Below are 18567 nucleotides of genomic sequence, written 5' to 3'. Positions count from 1 at the left end.
GGTTCTCCGAAATCAGAAAGGCGCGTCGCCCTGGATGGTGGTGCGATACAACTTGCGGCGCAGATGGCTGGGGCATCCGGCGGCGAGGTGAATCAGCGAGCGGTTGTCCCAGAACACCAGGTCGTGGGCCTGCCATTGATGGCGGTAAATGTTTTGCGGCAACACGCTGTGGGCGTAGAGCTCGTCGAGCAATTGTTTGCTCTCGTCTTCCGGCAAACCGACGATGCGGGTGGTGAAGCCCTCGCTGACGAACAACGCCTTGCGACCGTTTTCCGGGTGGGTGCGGACGATCGGATGAACAACTTCAGCGACCTGAGCCAGTTGCTCCGGCGTCAGGGTCGGACGCCAGTTGCCCTCGAATTTGCTCTCGCTGTAGCGCGCCGTGTAGGAATGCGCGGCCGAACGACCTTCGACGGCTTTACGCAGCGCCTCGGGCAAGCTGTCCCAGGCTTTGTGCATGTCGGCGAACAGCGTGTCGCCGCCTTCGGAGGGCAGCTCCTGGGCATGCAGCATCGAGCCCAGGCTCGGCAGTTCTTTATAAGAGAGATCGGAGTGCCAGAACTTGCCGGCATCACCGAGGCCGATGGATTGGCCGTTTTCGATGATGTTGGAAACGATGAGGATTTCCGGATGCCCGGCCAGCAGGAATTGCTTGAGCACGTGGATCTGCAACACGCCGAAACGGCGGCTGAAGGCGATCTGCTGTTCGGGGGTTATGCGCTGGTCGCGGAACACCACCACATGATGATCCAGGTGCGCACGGTGGATTCGGGAGAAGTCCTGGTCATTGATTGGGCGGGACAAATCCAGGCCGATGATTTCGGCACCGACGGCACCGCTGAACGGGCGGATTTCGAAGGCTTGCGACGCGAGGGTGGCGGCGCTTGTTGGCTCAGGCTTTGGGGAAAAAGAGACAGCTGGCATAAAAATCACTCCCACGCACGGCGCGCTCAAGGGCGCGCGTCGATCAGAAACTCACGGAGGTCCCGTGTTGGTTCGTGTCGTGCGGCGCGCCGATTGGTCGGCAGGTACGCAGGGAAGTGACTTTATAGGTATAAGAATTTAAATTTAAATACCGTTAGCGAATAACGATATGGCTTTTGAAGTGTGGTGTCTTTGAGGGCGCTTTCGCGGGCAAGCCTCGCTCCTACAGAAGCCCCGCGTCCTGTAGGAGCGAGGCTTGCCCGCGAAGAGGCCATCAGCCTCACCCGAAAACTACCGCTCGTGCAACGCCTCGGCGCGAGCCCGGATAATCGGCTTGAGCAAATAACTCAGTATGGTCTTCTTGCCAGTAATGATATCCACCGACGCCACCATTCCAGGAATGATCAGCAACGGCTTTTCATCCGTCCCGAGGTGGCTGCGCTCGGTGCGCAGTTTGATGATGTAGTACGTGGTCTTCTTGTCTTCGTCGGTGATGGTGTCGGCACCGATCTGCTCCAGCTTGGCTTTCAGCCCGCCATAAATGGTGTAGTCGTAAGCCGTGAACTTCACCGTGGCGTCTTGCCCCGGATGCAGGAAGGCGATGTCTTGCGGGCGAATCTTGGCTTCCACCAGCAAGGTGTCGTCCAGCGGCACGATTTCCACCAGGTCGCTGCCCGGCTGGATCACGCCACCGATGGTGTTCACCAGCAACTTGTTGACGATGCCCCGTACCGGCGATGTCACCAGCGTTCGGCTGACCCGGTCTTCCAGCGCTTTGCCGGTAGCCTGGGCCTTGTTCAGATCGGTGCGCGCTTCGTTGAGTTGAGTCAAGGCTTCACTGCGGAATTTGCCGCGAGTCTCGTCGATCTTGCGCTGAACTTCCTTTATCGCCGATTCGGCGCGAGGGATCGCCAGGGTGGTGGCGTCCAATTGGCCGCGGGTTTCGACCTCGGCACGCTTGAGTCGCAATACCTCAACCGGGGATACCGCGCCCTGAGCCACCAACGGCTCGGACATGGCGATTTCCTGACGCTGCAAGGCCAGACCGCTGCGGTACTGGGCCTGTTTGGAGGTGAACTCGCGCAGCTCCTGTTGCTTCTGGATCAACTGCTCCTGCAAGCCACCGATCTCATCGTGCAGTTGCTGACGACGGCTGACGTACAACGATTCTTCGCTGGCAGCTTGGCCGGGCACGGCTTTGAGCACATCGGCGGGGAAATTCAACGGACGGTCATCGACCTCGGCGCTCAAGCGCTCCACGCGCAACAGCATCGACAGCCGATCGGCCTCGGTTTCGCCAACATTGGAGGCAAACCGTGTGTCGTCCAGACGTATCAGCGGCGCGCCAGCCTCGACGATTTGCCCTTCCTTGACGAACAGCTCGGAAACGATGCCACCCTCAAGGTTCTGGATTTTCTGGATCTTCGACGACGGAATCGCCTTGCCGTCGCCCTTGGTGACTTCATCGATCACCGCAAAATTGGCCCACAGCATCAGGAACACGAAGAAGCCGATGATCGCCCAGATCGTCAACCGCACCACGCGCGGGGCGTCCTCGATCAGCGCTTTGTTGACCTCGGGAAGGGGCTGGCCTTGCAGCGACGCGGAGCCTTTGAAGTAGCGGCGGATGGATTCTTTGACCCCGGACTTAAGCAACACTGATCTGCCCCTTTTTCAACGCTTCCATCACGGCGGCTTTCGGGCCATCGGCGAGAATCTGCCCGCGGTCGATCACCAGCAGGCGATCCACCAGCGACAACAGCGAGGCCCGGTGCGTCACCAGCACCACGGTCTTGTTTTCCACCACGGCAGCGAGGCGTTGTTTCAGGCGCTCTTCGCCAGTGTTGTCCATGGCGCTGGTGGGTTCGTCCAGCAACAGGATCGGCGGGTTGAGCAGCAACGCTCGGGCCAGGGCCACGTTCTGGCGCTGACCGCCGGACAGGTTCTGCCCACGCTCACCGACTTGCAGCTCATAACCTTGCGGGTGCAGGCGGGCGAACTCGTGGACACCAGCCAGTTCCGCGGCTTGCAGCACCAATTCGTCTTCGACATAGCGCGCGCCCGACACCAGGTTGTCGCGCAACGTACCGGCGAGCAATTGGATGTCCTGGGGCACGTAGCCAATATTGTGGCGCAGTTCGCTAACGTCGATCTGGCGGATATCCACACCATCCACCAGCAACGCGCCGTCGTCCGGCTGATAGAGGCCCACCAGCAGTTTGGCCAGGGAGCTTTTGCCCGAGCCGCTGCGACCGATGATGCCGATCTTCTCGCCCGGCTTGATGATCAGGTTGATGCCCTTCAGCGCGGGGTTCTGTTGATTCGGATAGGTGAAGGTCAGCTGACGGCATTCAATGGCGCCTTGCAGGACCTTGCGGCTCAGCGGGCGCTCGTCGAAATTGCGCTCCTGAGGCAACTCCATCATCTGATCGACCGAGGTCATGGTCACGCGGGCTTGCTGGTAGCGGGTCAGCAGACCGGACAGCGAGGCCAGCGGGCTGAGGGCGCGACCGCTGAGCATGTAACAGGCGATCAAACCGCCCATGCTCAGGTTGCCGGCAATGATCTGGTACACGCCGAAGACGATCATGATCACCCCGGCCAATTGCTGAATCAGCAAGGTGATGTTCATCGCCAGACCGGACAGCATTTTCACCCGCAGCTCAAGGCGGCTGAGGGTGCCGATGGTCTGCTCCCACTGATACTGGCGTTCGCTTTCAGCGTTGTTGACCTTGACCGCATCAAGACCGGCGAGGGTTTCGATCAGGCTCGACTGGCGCTCGGCGCCCAGGGCCATGGTTCGCTCCATGGTCGCCACCAGCGGCTTCTGCAAGGCATAACCGATCAGCAGCGCAATCGGGAACGCCAGCACCGGAATCCACACCAGATGCCCGCCGAGGATCGCGATGACCAGGAAGATCAACAGCGTAAACGGCAGGTCGATCAGGCTGGTGAGGGTCAGCGACGCAAGGAAGTCGCGCAAGCTCTGAAATTCATGGATGTTCTGGGCGAAGCTGCCGACCCGCGCCGGGCGGTACTTCATGGCCATGCCGACGATGCGCTCAAACAGCGTCGCTGAAATGATCAGGTCGGTTTTCTTGCCGGCCAGGTCCAGGCACAGACTGCGCAGGCTCTTGAGAATCAGGTCGAACACATAAGCGCCGGTGATGCCGATGGCCAGCACCCAAAGGGTCGATTCGGCCTGGTTCGGCACCACGCGGTCGTAGACATTCATCACGAACAGCGGCGCGGCCATGGCGATGATATTGATCAGCAGACTAGCAGCGATGGCGTCGACGTACAGCCAGCGCGAACGCTTGAGGGTGTCGCGAAACCACGAACGCGCGCGCGGGATCAGCGTGCCGTGGTTAACGTCGAATTTGTGCTGGGGTTGGGCGAAGAACACTTTGCCGCTGTAGTCGTCGGCGAGCAGTTCACGACTGACGCAGACTTCGCCACCATCGCTTTCACTGAGCAGCAAGCGGGCCTGGTCTTCACCGTGCCAGCCGAGCAGCACCGCACTGCGTCCGTCCTTGAGCAGCAACAGCGCCGGCATGGCGATCGCCGGAATCTGCTCCAGCTTGCGTTGCAGCACCCGCCCTTGCAGCCCGGCGCGAGCGGCCGCACGAGGCAGCAGTTCGACGCTCAGGCGCTGTTTGGGCAACGGTAAGCCGGTGGTCAGCATCGCCGCGCTGGCCGGCTTCTGGTGCAAAGTGCAGAGGGCTAGCAGGCCGTCCAATAACGGATCGTCATGCAGCGCGCGTGGATCATGAATGAGTTGAACTCGACTGACTTCTGATTCCACGCTCGACACTCTTGGCTAACGGTTGAAATGGGGCAGGACTCAATTCATCCCAGGCAGCTGGACCTTGGGCTTCACGTCATTCTGCACAACGGATGCCAACGGTGCGACCACGCCCTGACTTTTGAGCAATTCGCCCATGGTCGCCTTGATTCGGTACTGAGTAAATAACTGAATGTTTTTGATCTCGACCAGCCGACGGGAAGCGGTGAACAGCTCGTTTTCACTGTCGAGCAAGTCAAGCAGCGTCCGTTCGCCGAGGCTGAATTGCTTCTGATACGCGCCGCGCACGCTGGCGCTGCGATCGACATATTGCTGGGCGATCGGCACCTGGGCGTTGGCGTTGTTCAGGGCATTCCAGGCCAGGCCCAGTTCTTCATTCAACACGCGCAGGGCGTTGTTGCGAATATCCAGCGCCTGGTTCGACAGGTAGGACTTGGATTCCAGATCGGCCTTGTTGCTGCCACCGGCAAACAAATTGAAGCGCATGCGCAGCATGGCCTGCCATTCGTTGTTGTGACCGTTCTGACCATCGAGGTCGTTGTCGGCGGTGCGACCCAGTTCGGCATCGAAGCGCGGGTAGAAGCTCGACTTGGCGGCTTCGTACTGTTTCTCGGCAGCAGCGATATCCGATTCGGCGGAACGCAGGATCGGGCTGTTTTCCAGCATCTGCGCCCGGGCTTCATTCAGGTTGGCTGGCAACAGCGCCATAAAATCGGCAGGCCGCTCCAGTTGATCGGGCATTTGGCCGACGGCACTGAGGAAGTTGGTCTGGGCGTCTGCCAGGTTGGTCTGCTCGGTGATCAGGTTGTTGCGGGCCTGGGCCATGCGTGCTTCGGCCTGATCGAGATCGGCGCCGCTGCCCACGCCGCGCTGGGTGCGCAATTTGATCTGGTCAAAAATCCGTTCGTGGTTTTTCAGGTTGTCTTCGGCCAGGCGCACGAATTCGCGGCGGGTCAGCACATCGAGATAAACCTGAGCGACGGTCAACGCGGTGCGTTCCGAGGTGCCCATCAAGGAATAAGCACGGGAATTAACGGTGGCTTGTTGACGCCCCACTTCGCTGGACGTCGCAAAACCGTCAAAAACCATCTGTGACAGACGTAAACTTGACTCGCTCCGGTTCAGCGTTTCCCAGTGGTTGCTGCCGCCAGCGGCACGGGTGGAGACACTGTCGGTGCCTTCGCGACCATAACCGCCCAGCAGATCGACCCGTGGCAGGTATCCACCTTTTGCAGCCTTTAATTGATAATCCGCGGCCAGCCGACTATTGACCCCTGCCTGGATTTCCGGATGGACATCCAGTGCCTGTTGCATGGCCTGCGGAAGGGTTTGCGCCTGAACAACGCTGGCGGCAAAGGCGAAGGGTAGAACCTTGAACAGGTGCAAACGCATAGATGGAATTCCCGGGACTTCTTGTCTTGAATCACTGCAGAACATGGCGCTGCATCGCATGATGGCAACCGGAATGACCGTATGTCGGAAAGTTCAAAATCGGAACTGGATCACACGCTGTAGGACAGGTCGCCGCTTAAATATCAATGTGACATTACTTGGACGATTGTTTAGGATGACTCCCATAAGGTCAATAGTTTGGCATAAAGTTAATTTCGAAAGAATATAGCCAAATTATTGACGATTCGAGCGTCAAAGTTATGTATCGAATTTTGTAAGAACGTCCAGCCCCGATCGGCGAACGCGCCCGAGCGGTTCATGGAAGTCAACTGAACGTGACACCCGGAGAGTCTTCAATGAGCAGTGTTGTTGCCATCGTCAAAAGCATTGTTGGTCAGGTTTTCGCGGTGTCCCCAGAGGGCATCCGCCGCGTACTCGTTGAAGGCGACCGGTTGTTTGTGGGCGACCAAGTGGACACCGGTGCCGCCGGCGCCATTACCCTTGAACTGGCTGACGGGCGGACCCTGGACCTGGGCCGCGACACTCAGTGGAGTGGCAGCAATCCGGACTCCAGCACCGACCTTGCACAAGCCACTGCACAAGCCGCGCCATCGGTTGACGAATTGCAGCAAGCCATCGCTGCCGGTGTCGACCCGACCACCGCTCTTGAAGCCACTGCTGCCGGCCCGACCGCCGCGAGCGCGGGCGGCTCTGCCGGTGGCGGCCACAGCTTCGTGGCTCTGGAGGCAACCGCTGCCCGGGTCGACCCGACCATTGGCTTCCCTACCGCAGGCCTCGCCACTGCGGCTTTGGCAACACAAAACACCACTGGCGGCCAGACCGCCAATACCAGCTCCAATGCTCTGCGCGAATCGACCCTGAGCCTGAGCGCCACGCCGACCATCACCGAGGCCGGTGGTGTACTGGTTTACACCGCGACCCTGACCCAGGCACCGCTGACCGACCTGACCATCACCCTGTCCAACGGCGCGGTGATCGTGATCACAGCCGGCCAGACTACCGGTACCGTCAACGTTCCTCTGGCGCCGAACGACACTGTTTATAACGATCCGACCCAAATCGACGTGACCGTCACTGGCACCACGGGTGGCAGCGGTATCGTGGTCACCCCGCCGACTGCTCCGGCCGTGACCCAGGTCACCGACACCGTCGACACCACTACCGTTACGCTGACAGCGGGTTCAAGCGTCACCGAAGGCGGTCAGATCACCTACACCGCCACCCTGACCAACCCAGCGCAGACGCCGGTCACCGTGACCCTGTCCAACGGTTCGACCATCACCATCGAAGCCGGAAAAACCACCGGTTCCGTGAACGTCGAAACCCCGGCCAACGACGTCTACAACAACGGCAGCACCGTCAGCACCACAATCACCGGTGCGACCGGTGGCAATTTCGAGAACCTCGTACCGAGCACCACGCCGGCCGTCACCACCATTACCGACTCGATCGACAGTACCGGCCTGACCCTGACTGCCACCGGCAGCGTCACTGAAGGTGGCCAGATCACCTACACCGCCACCCTGACTAACCCGGCGCAAACACCGGTCACCGTGACCCTGTCCAACGGCTCGACCATCACCATCGAAGCCGGAAAAACCACCGGCTCCGTGAACGTCGAAACCCCGGCCAACGACGTCTACAACAACGGCAGCACCGTCAGCACCACGATCACCGGCGCTACCGGTGGCAACTTCGAGAACCTCGTACCGAGCACCACGCCGGCCGTCACCACCATTACCGACTCGATCGACAGTACCGGCCTGACCCTGACTGCCACCGGCAGCGTCACGGAAGGTGGCCAGATCACCTACACCGCCACCCTGACCAACCCGGCTGGCACGCCGATGACCGTGACCTTGAGCAATGGCTCGGTCATTACCATCGAAGCGGGCAAGACCACCGGCAGCGTGAACGTCGAAACCCCGGCCAACGACGTCTACAACAACGGCAGCACCATCAGCACCACGATCACCGGTGCCACCGGTGGCAACTTCGAGAACCTCGTACCGAGCACCACGCCGGCCGTCACCACCATTACCGACTCGATCGACAGTACCGGCCTGACCCTCAGCGCCACCGGCACCGTTGTCGAAGGCGGCCAGATCACTTACACCGCCACCCTGACCAACCCTGCTGGCACGCCGATGACCGTGACCTTGAGCAATGGCTCGGTCATTACCATCGAAGCGGGCAAGACCACCGGCAGCGTGACCGTCGATACCCCGGCCAATGACGTCTACAACAACGGCAGCACCGTCAGCACTACGATCACCGGCACCACCGGCGGTAATTTCGAACAACTGACCCCGAGCACCGAGCCGGCACTCACCACCATCACCGATTCGAAAGACGACACCGGCCTGAGCCTGTCGGCGTCCACCGAAGTGGCCGAAGGTGGTCAGATTCTGTACACCGCGACCCTGACCAATCCGGCGGGCACGCCAGTCACCGTGACCTTGAGCAACGGGGCCGTGATCACCATCGCTGCAGGCGCGACCACTGGCAGCGTGAGCGTCGCCGCCCCTGCCGATGACGTTTACAAAGACACCGGCACGGTCCAGGCCACCATCTCCACCGCCACCGGTGGCAATTTCGAAAACCTGGTGCCGAGCACTGCCCCGGCAGCCACCACCGTCACCGATACCATCGACACCAGCACCGTTTCGCTGACTGCGACCGCGAACGTCGCCGAAGGTGGGACCGTGGTGTACACCGCGTCCGTGTCAGCGCCAGTCACCGGCTCGCCAGTCGTTGTGACCCTGTCCAACGGCCAGACCATTACCATTCCGGTCGGCGCCAGCAGCGGCTCTGTCAATTTTGTTGCACCCAACGATGCGTTGGCGGGTGGCGGCTCCTTGAGCGTGAAGATCGACGACGCCAAGGGCGGCAACTACGAGAAGCTGGAAGTCGACGGCAAGTCGGCGGATACCTCGGTGACCGACACGCCGGACACCACGACTCTCAGCCTGAGCGCGACCGACTCGGTGGCCGAAGGTGGTTCCATTGTTTACACCGCAACCTTGACCAACGCCGCCGGCACGCCAGTGACCGTGACCCTGAGCAACGGCGCCGTGATCACCATCGAAGCGGGTAAAACCACCGGCTCCGTGACCGTCGATGCGCCGAAGGACGACGTCTATAAAGACGCCGGCACCGTTGAAGCAACCATCAAGGACGCAACCGGTGGCAACTTCGAGAACCTGGTGCCAAGCACCACCCCGGCAGTCACCACCGTCACCGATACCATCGACACCAGCACCGTTTCGCTGAGTGCGACGGCGAACGTCGCCGAAGGCGGCACCGTGGTGTACACCGCGTCCGTCACTGCTCCGGTGACTGGTTCGCCAGTCGTTGTGACCCTGTCCAATGGCCAGACCATCACCATTCCGGTCGGTGCCAGCAGCGGTTCTGTCAACTTCGTTGCGCCCAACGATGCCCTCGCTGGCGGCGGTTCTTTGAGCGTCAAGATAGACGACGCCAAGGGCGGCAACTACGAGAAGCTGGAAGTCGACGGCAAGTCGGCGGATACCTCGGTGACCGACACACCGGACACCACCACCCTCAGCCTGTCGGCAACCGACTCGGTCGCCGAAGGCGGTTCCATCGTTTATACCGCGACCCTGACCAATGCCGCCGGCACGCCGGTCACCGTGACCCTGTCGAACGGCGCAGTGATCACCATCGCCGCCGGTGCCACTAGCGGCAGCGTGACCGTCGATGCACCAAAGGACGACGTCTATAAAGACGCCGGCACCGTTGAAGCAACCATCAAGGACGCAACCGGCGGCAACTTTGAAAACCTGGTTCCGAGCACTGCCCCGGCAGTCACCACCGTCACCGACACCATCGACACCAGCACCGTTTCGCTGACTGCGACCGCGAACGTCGCCGAAGGCGGCACCGTGGTGTACACCGCGTCCGTCTCCGCCCCGGTGACTGGTTCGCCAGTGGTTGTGACCCTGTCCAACGGGCAGACCATTACCATCCCGGTTGGCTCGAGCAGCGCCAGCGTCAACTTCACCGCGCCGAACGATGCGCTGGCCGGCGGCAACTCCCTGAGCGTGAAGATCGACGATGCCAAGGGCGGCAACTACGAGAAGCTGGAAGTCGACGGCAAGTCGGCGGATACCTCGGTGACCGACACGCCGGACACCACGACTCTCAGCCTGAGCGCGACCGACTCGGTGGCCGAAGGTGGTTCCATTGTTTATACCGCAACCTTGACCAACGCCGCCGGCACGCCAGTGACCGTGACCCTGAGCAATGGCGCCGTGATCACCATCGAAGCGGGTAAAACCACCGGCTCCGTAACCGTCCCGGCTCCATCCGATGACGTTTACAAAGATGCCGGTACGGTCCAGGCCACCATCTCTACCGCCACTGGTGGCAACTTCGAGAACCTGGTGCCGAGCACTGCCCCGGCAGTCACTACCGTCAACGACACCATCGACACCAGCACTGTTTCGCTGAGTGCGACCGCGAACGTGGCCGAAGGCGGCACCGTCACTTACACCGCGACCGTCGGTGCGCCAGTGACTGGTAGCCCGGTCACCGTGTCCCTGGCCAACGGCCAGACGATCACCATCGACGTCGGCAAAACCACCGGTACCGTGACCACCGCCGCGCCGAACGACGCGTTGACCGGCCACGCTCCGCTGACCAACTCGATCACCAACGTCAGCGGCGGCAACTACGAGAACCTGGTGGCGGACAAAACGCCGGTCAGCACCACCGTGACCGACACCGTCGACACCACGACCCTCAGCCTGAGCGCGACCGACTCGGTGGCTGAAGGCGGTTCCATCGTTTACACCGCGACCCTGACCAATGCCGCCGGCACTCCGGTCACCGTGACCCTGAGCAACGGCGCCGTCATCACCATCGAAGCGGGTAAAACCACCGGCTCCGTGACCGTCGATGCGCCGAAGGACGACGTCTACAAAGACGCCGGCACCGTTGAAGCAACCATCAAGGACGCCACCGGTGGCAACTTCGAGAACCTGGTAACCAGCAATACGCCTGCGCTCACCACCGTCACCGATACCATCGACACCAGCACTGTTTCGCTGACTGCGACCGCGAACGTCGCCGAAGGCGGCACCGTGGTGTACACCGCGTCCGTGTCAGCGCCAGTCACCGGCTCGCCAGTGGTTGTGACCCTGTCCAATGGCCAGACCATCACCATTCCGGTCGGTGCCAGCAGTGGTTCTGTCAACTTCGTTGCGCCAAACGATGCCCTCGCTGGCGGCGGTTCTTTGAGCGTGAAAATCGACGACGCCAAGGGCGGCAACTACGAGAAACTGGAAGTCGACGGCAAGTCGGCGGACACCTCGGTGACCGACACACCGGACACCACCAACCTCAGCCTGAGCGCGACCGACTCGGTGGCTGAAGGTGGTTCCATCGTTTATACCGCAACCTTGACCAACGCCGCCGGCACACCCGTGACCGTGACGCTGAGCAATGGCGCCGTCATCACCATCGAAGCAGGCAAAACCACCGGTTCCGTAACCGTCGATGCGCCGAAGGATGACGTCTATAAAGACGCCGGAACCATTGAAACGACCATCAAAGACGCCACCGGTGGCAACTTCGAGAACCTGGTGCCAAGCACCACCCCGGCGGTCACCACCGTCACCGACACCATCGACACCAGCACCGTTTCGCTGACTGCGACCGCGAACGTCGCCGAAGGCGGCACCGTGGTGTACACCGCGTCCGTCTCCGCCCCGGTGACTGGTTCGCCAGTGGTTGTGACCCTGTCCAACGGGCAGACCATTACCATCCCGGTAGGCTCGAGCAGCGCCAGCGTCAACTTCACCGCGCCGAACGATGCTCTGGCCGGCGGCAACTCCCTGAGCGTGAAGATCGACGATGCCAAGGGCGGTAACTACGAGAAACTGGAAGTCGACGGCAAGTCGGCCGACACCTCAGTGACTGATACCCCGGACACCACTACCCTCAGCCTGTCGGCAACCGACTCGGTCGCCGAAGGCGGCTCCATCGTCTACACCGCGACCCTGACCAATGCCGCCGGCACTCCGGTCACCGTGACCCTGAGCAACGGCGCCGTGATCACCATCGATGCCGGTAAAACCACCGGCACCGTCACCGTCCCGGCTCCATCCGATGACGTTTACAAAGATGCCGGTACGGTCCAGGCCACCATTTCCACCGCCACCGGTGGCAGTTTCGAAAACCTGGTGCCGAGCACTGCCCCGGCAGTGACCACCGTCACCGACACGATCGACACCAGCACCGTTTCGCTGAGTGCGACCGCGAACGTCGCCGAGGGTGGCACCGTGGTGTACACCGCGTCCGTCACTGCTCCAGTGACTGGTTCGCCAGTGGTTGTGACCCTGTCCAACGGCCAGACCATCACCATTCCGGTCGGTGCCAGCAGCGGTTCTGTCAACTTCGTTGCGCCAAACGATGCCCTCGCTGGCGGCGGTTCTTTGAGCGTGAAAATCGACGACGCCAAGGGCGGCAACTACGAGAAACTGGAAGTCGACGGCAAGTCGGCGGACACCTCGGTGACCGACACACCGGACACCACCAACCTGTCGCTCACTGCGACCGGCGCTGTAGATGAAGGCGGTCAGATCACCTATACGGCGACCCTGACCAATGCCGCCGGCACTCCGGTCACCGTGACCCTGAGCAACGGCGCCGTCATCACCATCGAAGCAGGCAAAACCACCGGTTCCGTAACCGTCGATGCGCCGAAGGACGACGTCTATAAAGACGCCGGCACCGTTGAAGCAACCATCAAGGACGCAACCGGCGGCAACTTTGAAAACCTGGTTCCGAGCACTGCACCGGCAGTCACCACCGTCAACGACACCATCGACACCACGACCGTGACCCTGAATGCCACCGCTTCGGCAGCCGAAGGCGGCACCGTCACTTACACCGCGACCGTCGGTGCGCCAGTGACCGGCAGCCCGGTCACCGTGTCCCTGGCCAACGGCCAGACGATCACCATCGATGTCGGCAAAACCACCGGTACCGTGACCACCGCCGCGCCGAACGACGCATTGACTGGCCACGCTCCGCTGACCAACTCGATCACCAACGTCAGCGGTGGCAACTACGAGAACCTGGTGGCGGACAAAACGCCGGTCAGCACCACCGTGACCGACACCGTCGACACCACCAACCTCAGCCTGAGCGCATCCAACTCGGTAGCCGAAGGTGGCCAGATCACTTACACCGCGACCCTGACCAACGCCGCCGGCACACCGGTCACCGTGACCCTGAGCAACGGCGCCGTGATCACCATCGACGCCGGTAAAACCACCGGCACCGTGACCGTCCCGGCTCCATCCGATGACGTTTACAAGGATGCGGGCACGGTCCAGGCGACCATCTCCACCGCCACCGGTGGCAATTTCGAGAACCTGGTGCCGAGCACTGCCCCGGCGGTCACCACCGTCACCGACACGATCGACACCAGTACCGTTTCGCTGACTGCGACCGCGAACGTCGCCGAAGGCGGCACCGTCACTTACACCGCAACCGTCGGTGCGCCAGTGACCGGTAGCCCGGTCACCGTGTCCCTGGCCAACGGCCAGACGATTACCATCGATGTCGGCAAAACCACCGGTACCGTGACCACCGCCGCGCCGAACGACGCATTGACCGGCCACGCTCCGCTGACCAACTCGATCACCAACGTCAGCGGTGGCAACTACGAGAACCTGGTGGCGGACAAAACGCCGGTCAGCACCACCGTGACCGACACCCCGGACACCACCAATCTCAGCCTGAGCGCATCCAACTCGGTCGCCGAAGGCGGTCAGATCACTTACACCGCAACCCTGACCAACGCCGCCGGCACACCGGTCACCGTGACCTTGTCGAACGGCGCCGTGATCACCATCGATGCCGGTAAAACCACCGGCACCGTGACCGTCCCGGCTCCGTCCGATGACGTTTACAAAGATGCGGGCACCGTCCAGGCCACCATCTCCACTGCTACCGGTGGCAATTTCGAAAACCTGGTGCCGAGCACTGCCCCGGCAGTGACCACCGTTACTGACACGATCGACACCACGACCGTGACCCTGAATGCCACCGCTTCGGCAGCCGAAGGCGGCACCGTCACTTACACCGCAACCGTCGGTGCGCCAGTGACCGGTAGCCCGGTCACCGTGTCCCTGGCCAACGGCCAGACGATTACCATCGATGTCGGCAAAACCACCGGTACCGTGACCACCGCCGCGCCGAACGACGCATTGACCGGCCATGCTCCGCTAACCAACTCGATCACCAACGTCAGCGGCGGTAACTACGAGAACCTGGTGGCGGACAAAACGCCGGTCAGCACCACCGTGACCGACACCGTCGACACCACCAACCTCAGCCTGAGCGCATCCAACTCGGTAGCCGAAGGTGGCCAGATCACTTACACCGCGACCCTGACCAACGCCGCCGGCACACCGGTCACCGTGACCTTGTCGAACGGCGCCGTGATCACCATCGAAGCGGGTAAAACCACCGGCACCGTCACCGTCCCGGCTCCGTCCGATGACGTTTACAAAGATGCGGGCACGGTCCAGGCGACCATCTCCACCGCCACCGGTGGCAATTTCGAAAACCTGGTGCCGAGCACTGCCCCGGCGGTCACCACCGTCACCGATACCATCGACAAAACCGAAGTCAGCATCAGCGGCAGTACCTCGGTGACCGAAGGCCAGACCGCCAGTTACACCGTCAGCCTGACCCACCCGGCGCAGACCGAAGTGACCCTGAAAATCGTCTACAGCGGTACCGCCGCCGACGGTTCGGACTTCACCGGCGTGTACACCGTGAAGATCCCGGCCGGTGCCAGCAGCGCGAGCTTCAACGTCGCGACGCTGGACGACAAGCTCACCGAGGGTACCGAGAACTTCGTGGTCAAGATCGACTCGGCCACCGGCGGCAACTTCGAAAACCTCGCGGTCAGCAGCACCAACGGCAGCGTCAGCACCTCGATCATCGACAACGATGCCGCGCCGGTTCTCGACCTGGACGCCAACAACTCCAGCGGCGCCACCGGGGCCAACTACAACGTGACCTTCACCGAAGGCACCACCGGCCAGGGCGTCTCGATCGGCGACACCGACCTGAGCATCACCGACCCGGACAGCACGATGCTGACCGGCGCCACCATCGTGCTGACCAACCGTCAGCCGGGCGATGCGCTGAACCTCGGCAACAGTGTCAATGGCATCAGCATCAACGCCAACAGCCAGGACGGTACGGTCACCCTGACCCTGTCGGGCAACGCGACGCTGGCCGACTACATGCAGCAGATCAAAAACATCAGCTTCACCAACAGCAGTGAGGATCCAAGCACCGTGCCGCGGATCATCACCGTGACGGTGACCGATGGCAGCAATTACTCCAACACCGCAACCGCCACGGTCAACGTGGTGGCCGTGAATGACGCACCGACCGCCGCGCCAGTTAACGTCACCGGCACCGAAGACACACCGTTGATCCTCGGCTGGTCGACCTTCGGCGTCAGCGATGTCGACAGCCCGACCGCCAACCTGGGGGTGAAAATCACTCAGCTGCCGGGCGACGGCAAATTGCAGTACCTGGACGGTACGACCTGGAAAGACGTAACGACCAACCAGACCATCAGCAAGGCCGACATCGACGCCGGCAAGTTGCGCTTCACTCCGGATGCCAACGAATCGGGTGTTGATGGCTACAACGGCAGCGGCGTGGGCAATAACCAGGCGGACTACGCGCAGATCAAGTTCCAGCCCACCGACGGTCAACTGTTGGGCAACACCGGCACGGTGAAAATCGACATCACACCGGTTGCTGACGCGCCATCCCTGAGCGTCGCGGACAACAGCGTCAAGTCCACCGGACTGATCAAGGAAGTCTGGACCGGCCTGTCGGGCCTGGGCACCGATGGTAGTGGCGCGCCGTCCGGCACGCTGAAATCGGTCATCGACGCCGCAGGCACGCCGAACTCCACCGGCACCGTGACCAACGTTCAGTCCGACGGCGGCGTCACCGCCGGCACGGCCTCGAAAACCTCCGGCCTGATCTACCTGGAAGCCGGCAAGACGTACACCTTCAGCGGTACCGGCGATGACAGCCTGTTGGTGACCATCGGTGGCCAGAACGTGGCCGCGACGACTTGGGGTGCAGGCGGCAAGCTGAATGGTTCGTTCACCCCGACCACCAGCGGTTACTACACCCTGGACATCTACCACCACAACCAGAGTGGCCCCGGCAGCTATGACGTCAACCTGTCGGTCAACGGCGGTACAGCGGTCGACCTGAGCAGCGCCGGCGTGCCGCTGTACACCGGCGTGGCGGATCTGGCCGCCTCTGGCGTGACGGTTTCCGACCTGCACGGCACCAATGGCGAAGGCTACTACAACGGCTACAAACTCAACGAAGGCGCCGAAGGCACCAGCGTTCATCTGTCCGCGATCAAGACCGCACTGACCGACACCGACGGCTCTGAAAGCCTGAGCGTGAAGATCAGCGGCATGCCGGCGGGCTCCGTGCTCAGCGATGGCGCGGGCCACACCTTCACCACCACCAACGGCGAAGCCAACGTTACCGGCTGGAATCTCGGCAGCCTGACCGTCACCCCGCCGCCGTACTACAACGGCCAGTTCACCCTGACCGTGACCTCGACATCCACCGAAGCACTCGGCGGTTCGGCACTGAGCACCGCGCAGATTCCGGTCACGGTATACCCGGCGGTCTACAACGCCGTGACCGCCACGGCGGCCGACGACACGATCACCGGCACCGACGGCAACGACATCATGATCGCCGACATCGGCGGGCTGACCGTGGTGCCAGGCACCAATTACAACATCGCGTTCATGGTCGACAGCTCGGGCAGCATGAGCAGCACGTCGATCAATGCCGCCAAGGATTCGCTGACGGCGGTGTTCAACACCCTCAAGCAAAGCCTGGGCGGCAACTCCGGGACCGTGAATATCTTCCTGGTGGACTTCGACACCCAGGTCAACAAATCAGTGTCGGTGAACCTGAACGACCCGAACGCGCTGACCTTGCTCAAATCCGTTCTGGATTCGATGTCGTCGGGCGGCGGCACCAACTACGAGGACGTGTTCAAAACCACGGCCAATTGGTTCCAGAGTGCTGACGCCATTGCCAACACCGGTGCGAAGAACCTCACGTACTTCATCACCGATGGCAAGCCGACCTACTACCAGAGCGGCGAGCAGACCAACCCGACCTTGTACGGCAACGTGAAGCTCGATGATGTCATCACCACCACCAACTACAAGTTGGGGCAGACCTATTCCAACTATCTGGACAGCACTCACTACCTGAGCATCGACAGCGCCGGCAACGTCACGCTGCAGACTCTGAAAAACTCTGGCCGCTGGAGCAGTTCCGAACTGGGCACCCTGCATGCCGAGGGTAACGGTACGTACGAATTGTCCTATCGCGATGGCACCGGCAGCAGCACCGATTCCACTACCATCGACAACTCCGGCAGCAGCTTCACGTTGCTGAGCAACGTGTCGACGGTGGAGGCCATCGGCCTGAACAAGGACGTCACCCTCACCGACCTCAAGCCGTACGATTCGGATCAAACGCCACAAACCAACATCGACCCCAAGGACCTGGCCAACTCGATCATCGGCCATACCGAAGCGACAATGCCGGGTGCCGACACGGTCAGCGGCGGTGACGGCAACGACCTCCTGTTCGGCGATCTGGTGAGCTTCAATGGCATTGCCGGCGAGGGTTATCAGGCGATGCAGGCGTTCGTCGCCCAGCAAACCGGCGTCGACGTCAGCAAAGTCACCACCAGCAACGTGCACCAGTACATCACCGAGCACTACACCGCGTTCGACGTGTCTGGCGCTCACGATGGTAACGACACGCTACTGGGTGGCGCGGGCAACGACATTCTCTTCGGCCAGGGCGGCAACGACCTCCTCGACGGCGGCAAGGGCAATGACATCCTGCTCGGCGGCACCGGCAATGACTCGCTGATCGGCGGCCAAGGTAACGACATCCTGATTGGCGGCTCAGGTGCCGACACCTTCATCTGGAAGGCTGGCGACACCGGCAGCGACGTGATCAAGGACTTCAAGGCCAGCGAAGGCGACCGCATCGACCTGCGTGATTTGTTGCAGGGTGAAAGCGGCAGCACGATTGACCACTTCCTGAAGATCACCACCGTGGACGGCGTGTCGTCCCTGCAAGTCAGCTCCGCCGGCAAGTTCAACGGCGCCGATGCCGCAGCGACCACCCCGGACGTGACGATCAAACTGGAAGGTAACAATTGGTCCAGCGCCAGCATCAACTCGCTGATTGCCGGTAGTGACCCGACCATCAAGATCGATCACAACAACAGCTGATACGCAGGCTGACGGCCGCCCCAACCGGGCGGCCGTCATGTATGCCCACACCTCACGGGT

The 18567-nt window shown here is 61.7% G+C and carries 5 protein-coding genes; 1 reads left to right on the top strand and 4 read right to left on the bottom strand.

The features are described 5' to 3' along the window. Positions 1–12: 12 nt before the first annotated feature. The 4 genes from LOY28_RS00645 to LOY28_RS00630 form a co-directional block, all read right to left on the bottom strand. Positions 13–924, bottom strand: a complete 912-nt coding sequence (locus tag LOY28_RS00645; RefSeq protein WP_018929408.1) for a TauD/TfdA family dioxygenase — start codon at positions 922–924, stop codon at positions 13–15. A gap of 291 nt (positions 925–1215) precedes the next feature. Further along, complete coding sequence (locus tag LOY28_RS00640) at positions 1216–2583, bottom strand: HlyD family type I secretion periplasmic adaptor subunit (protein WP_018929409.1); 1368 nt, start codon at positions 2581–2583, stop codon at positions 1216–1218. Next, positions 2573–4729 (bottom strand): type I secretion system permease/ATPase, encoded by a 2157-nt coding sequence (locus LOY28_RS00635; RefSeq protein ID WP_018929410.1) that lies wholly within the window; start codon positions 4727–4729, stop codon positions 2573–2575. Before LOY28_RS00635 ends, LOY28_RS00640 begins: the two co-directional genes overlap by 11 nt. Before the next feature lie 39 nt (positions 4730–4768). Continuing rightward, positions 4769–6121, bottom strand: a complete 1353-nt coding sequence (locus LOY28_RS00630) for a TolC family outer membrane protein (RefSeq protein WP_018929411.1) — start codon at positions 6119–6121, stop codon at positions 4769–4771. A gap of 356 nt (positions 6122–6477) precedes the next feature. Here LOY28_RS00630 and LOY28_RS00625 point away from each other — a divergent pair, with 356 nt between their 5' ends. Continuing rightward, positions 6478–18507, top strand: coding sequence for a retention module-containing protein (locus tag LOY28_RS00625; protein ID WP_258612920.1), 12030 nt, complete (start codon positions 6478–6480; stop codon positions 18505–18507). Positions 18508–18567: the final 60 nt, after the last annotated feature.

It is taken from the genome of Pseudomonas sp. B21-017 (assembly GCF_024749245.1).
Taxonomy (GTDB): Bacteria; Pseudomonadota; Gammaproteobacteria; order Pseudomonadales; family Pseudomonadaceae; genus Aquipseudomonas.
The sequence above is the reverse complement of the archived record's forward strand: the minus strand, read 5'-3'. Positions and strand labels throughout refer to the sequence as shown.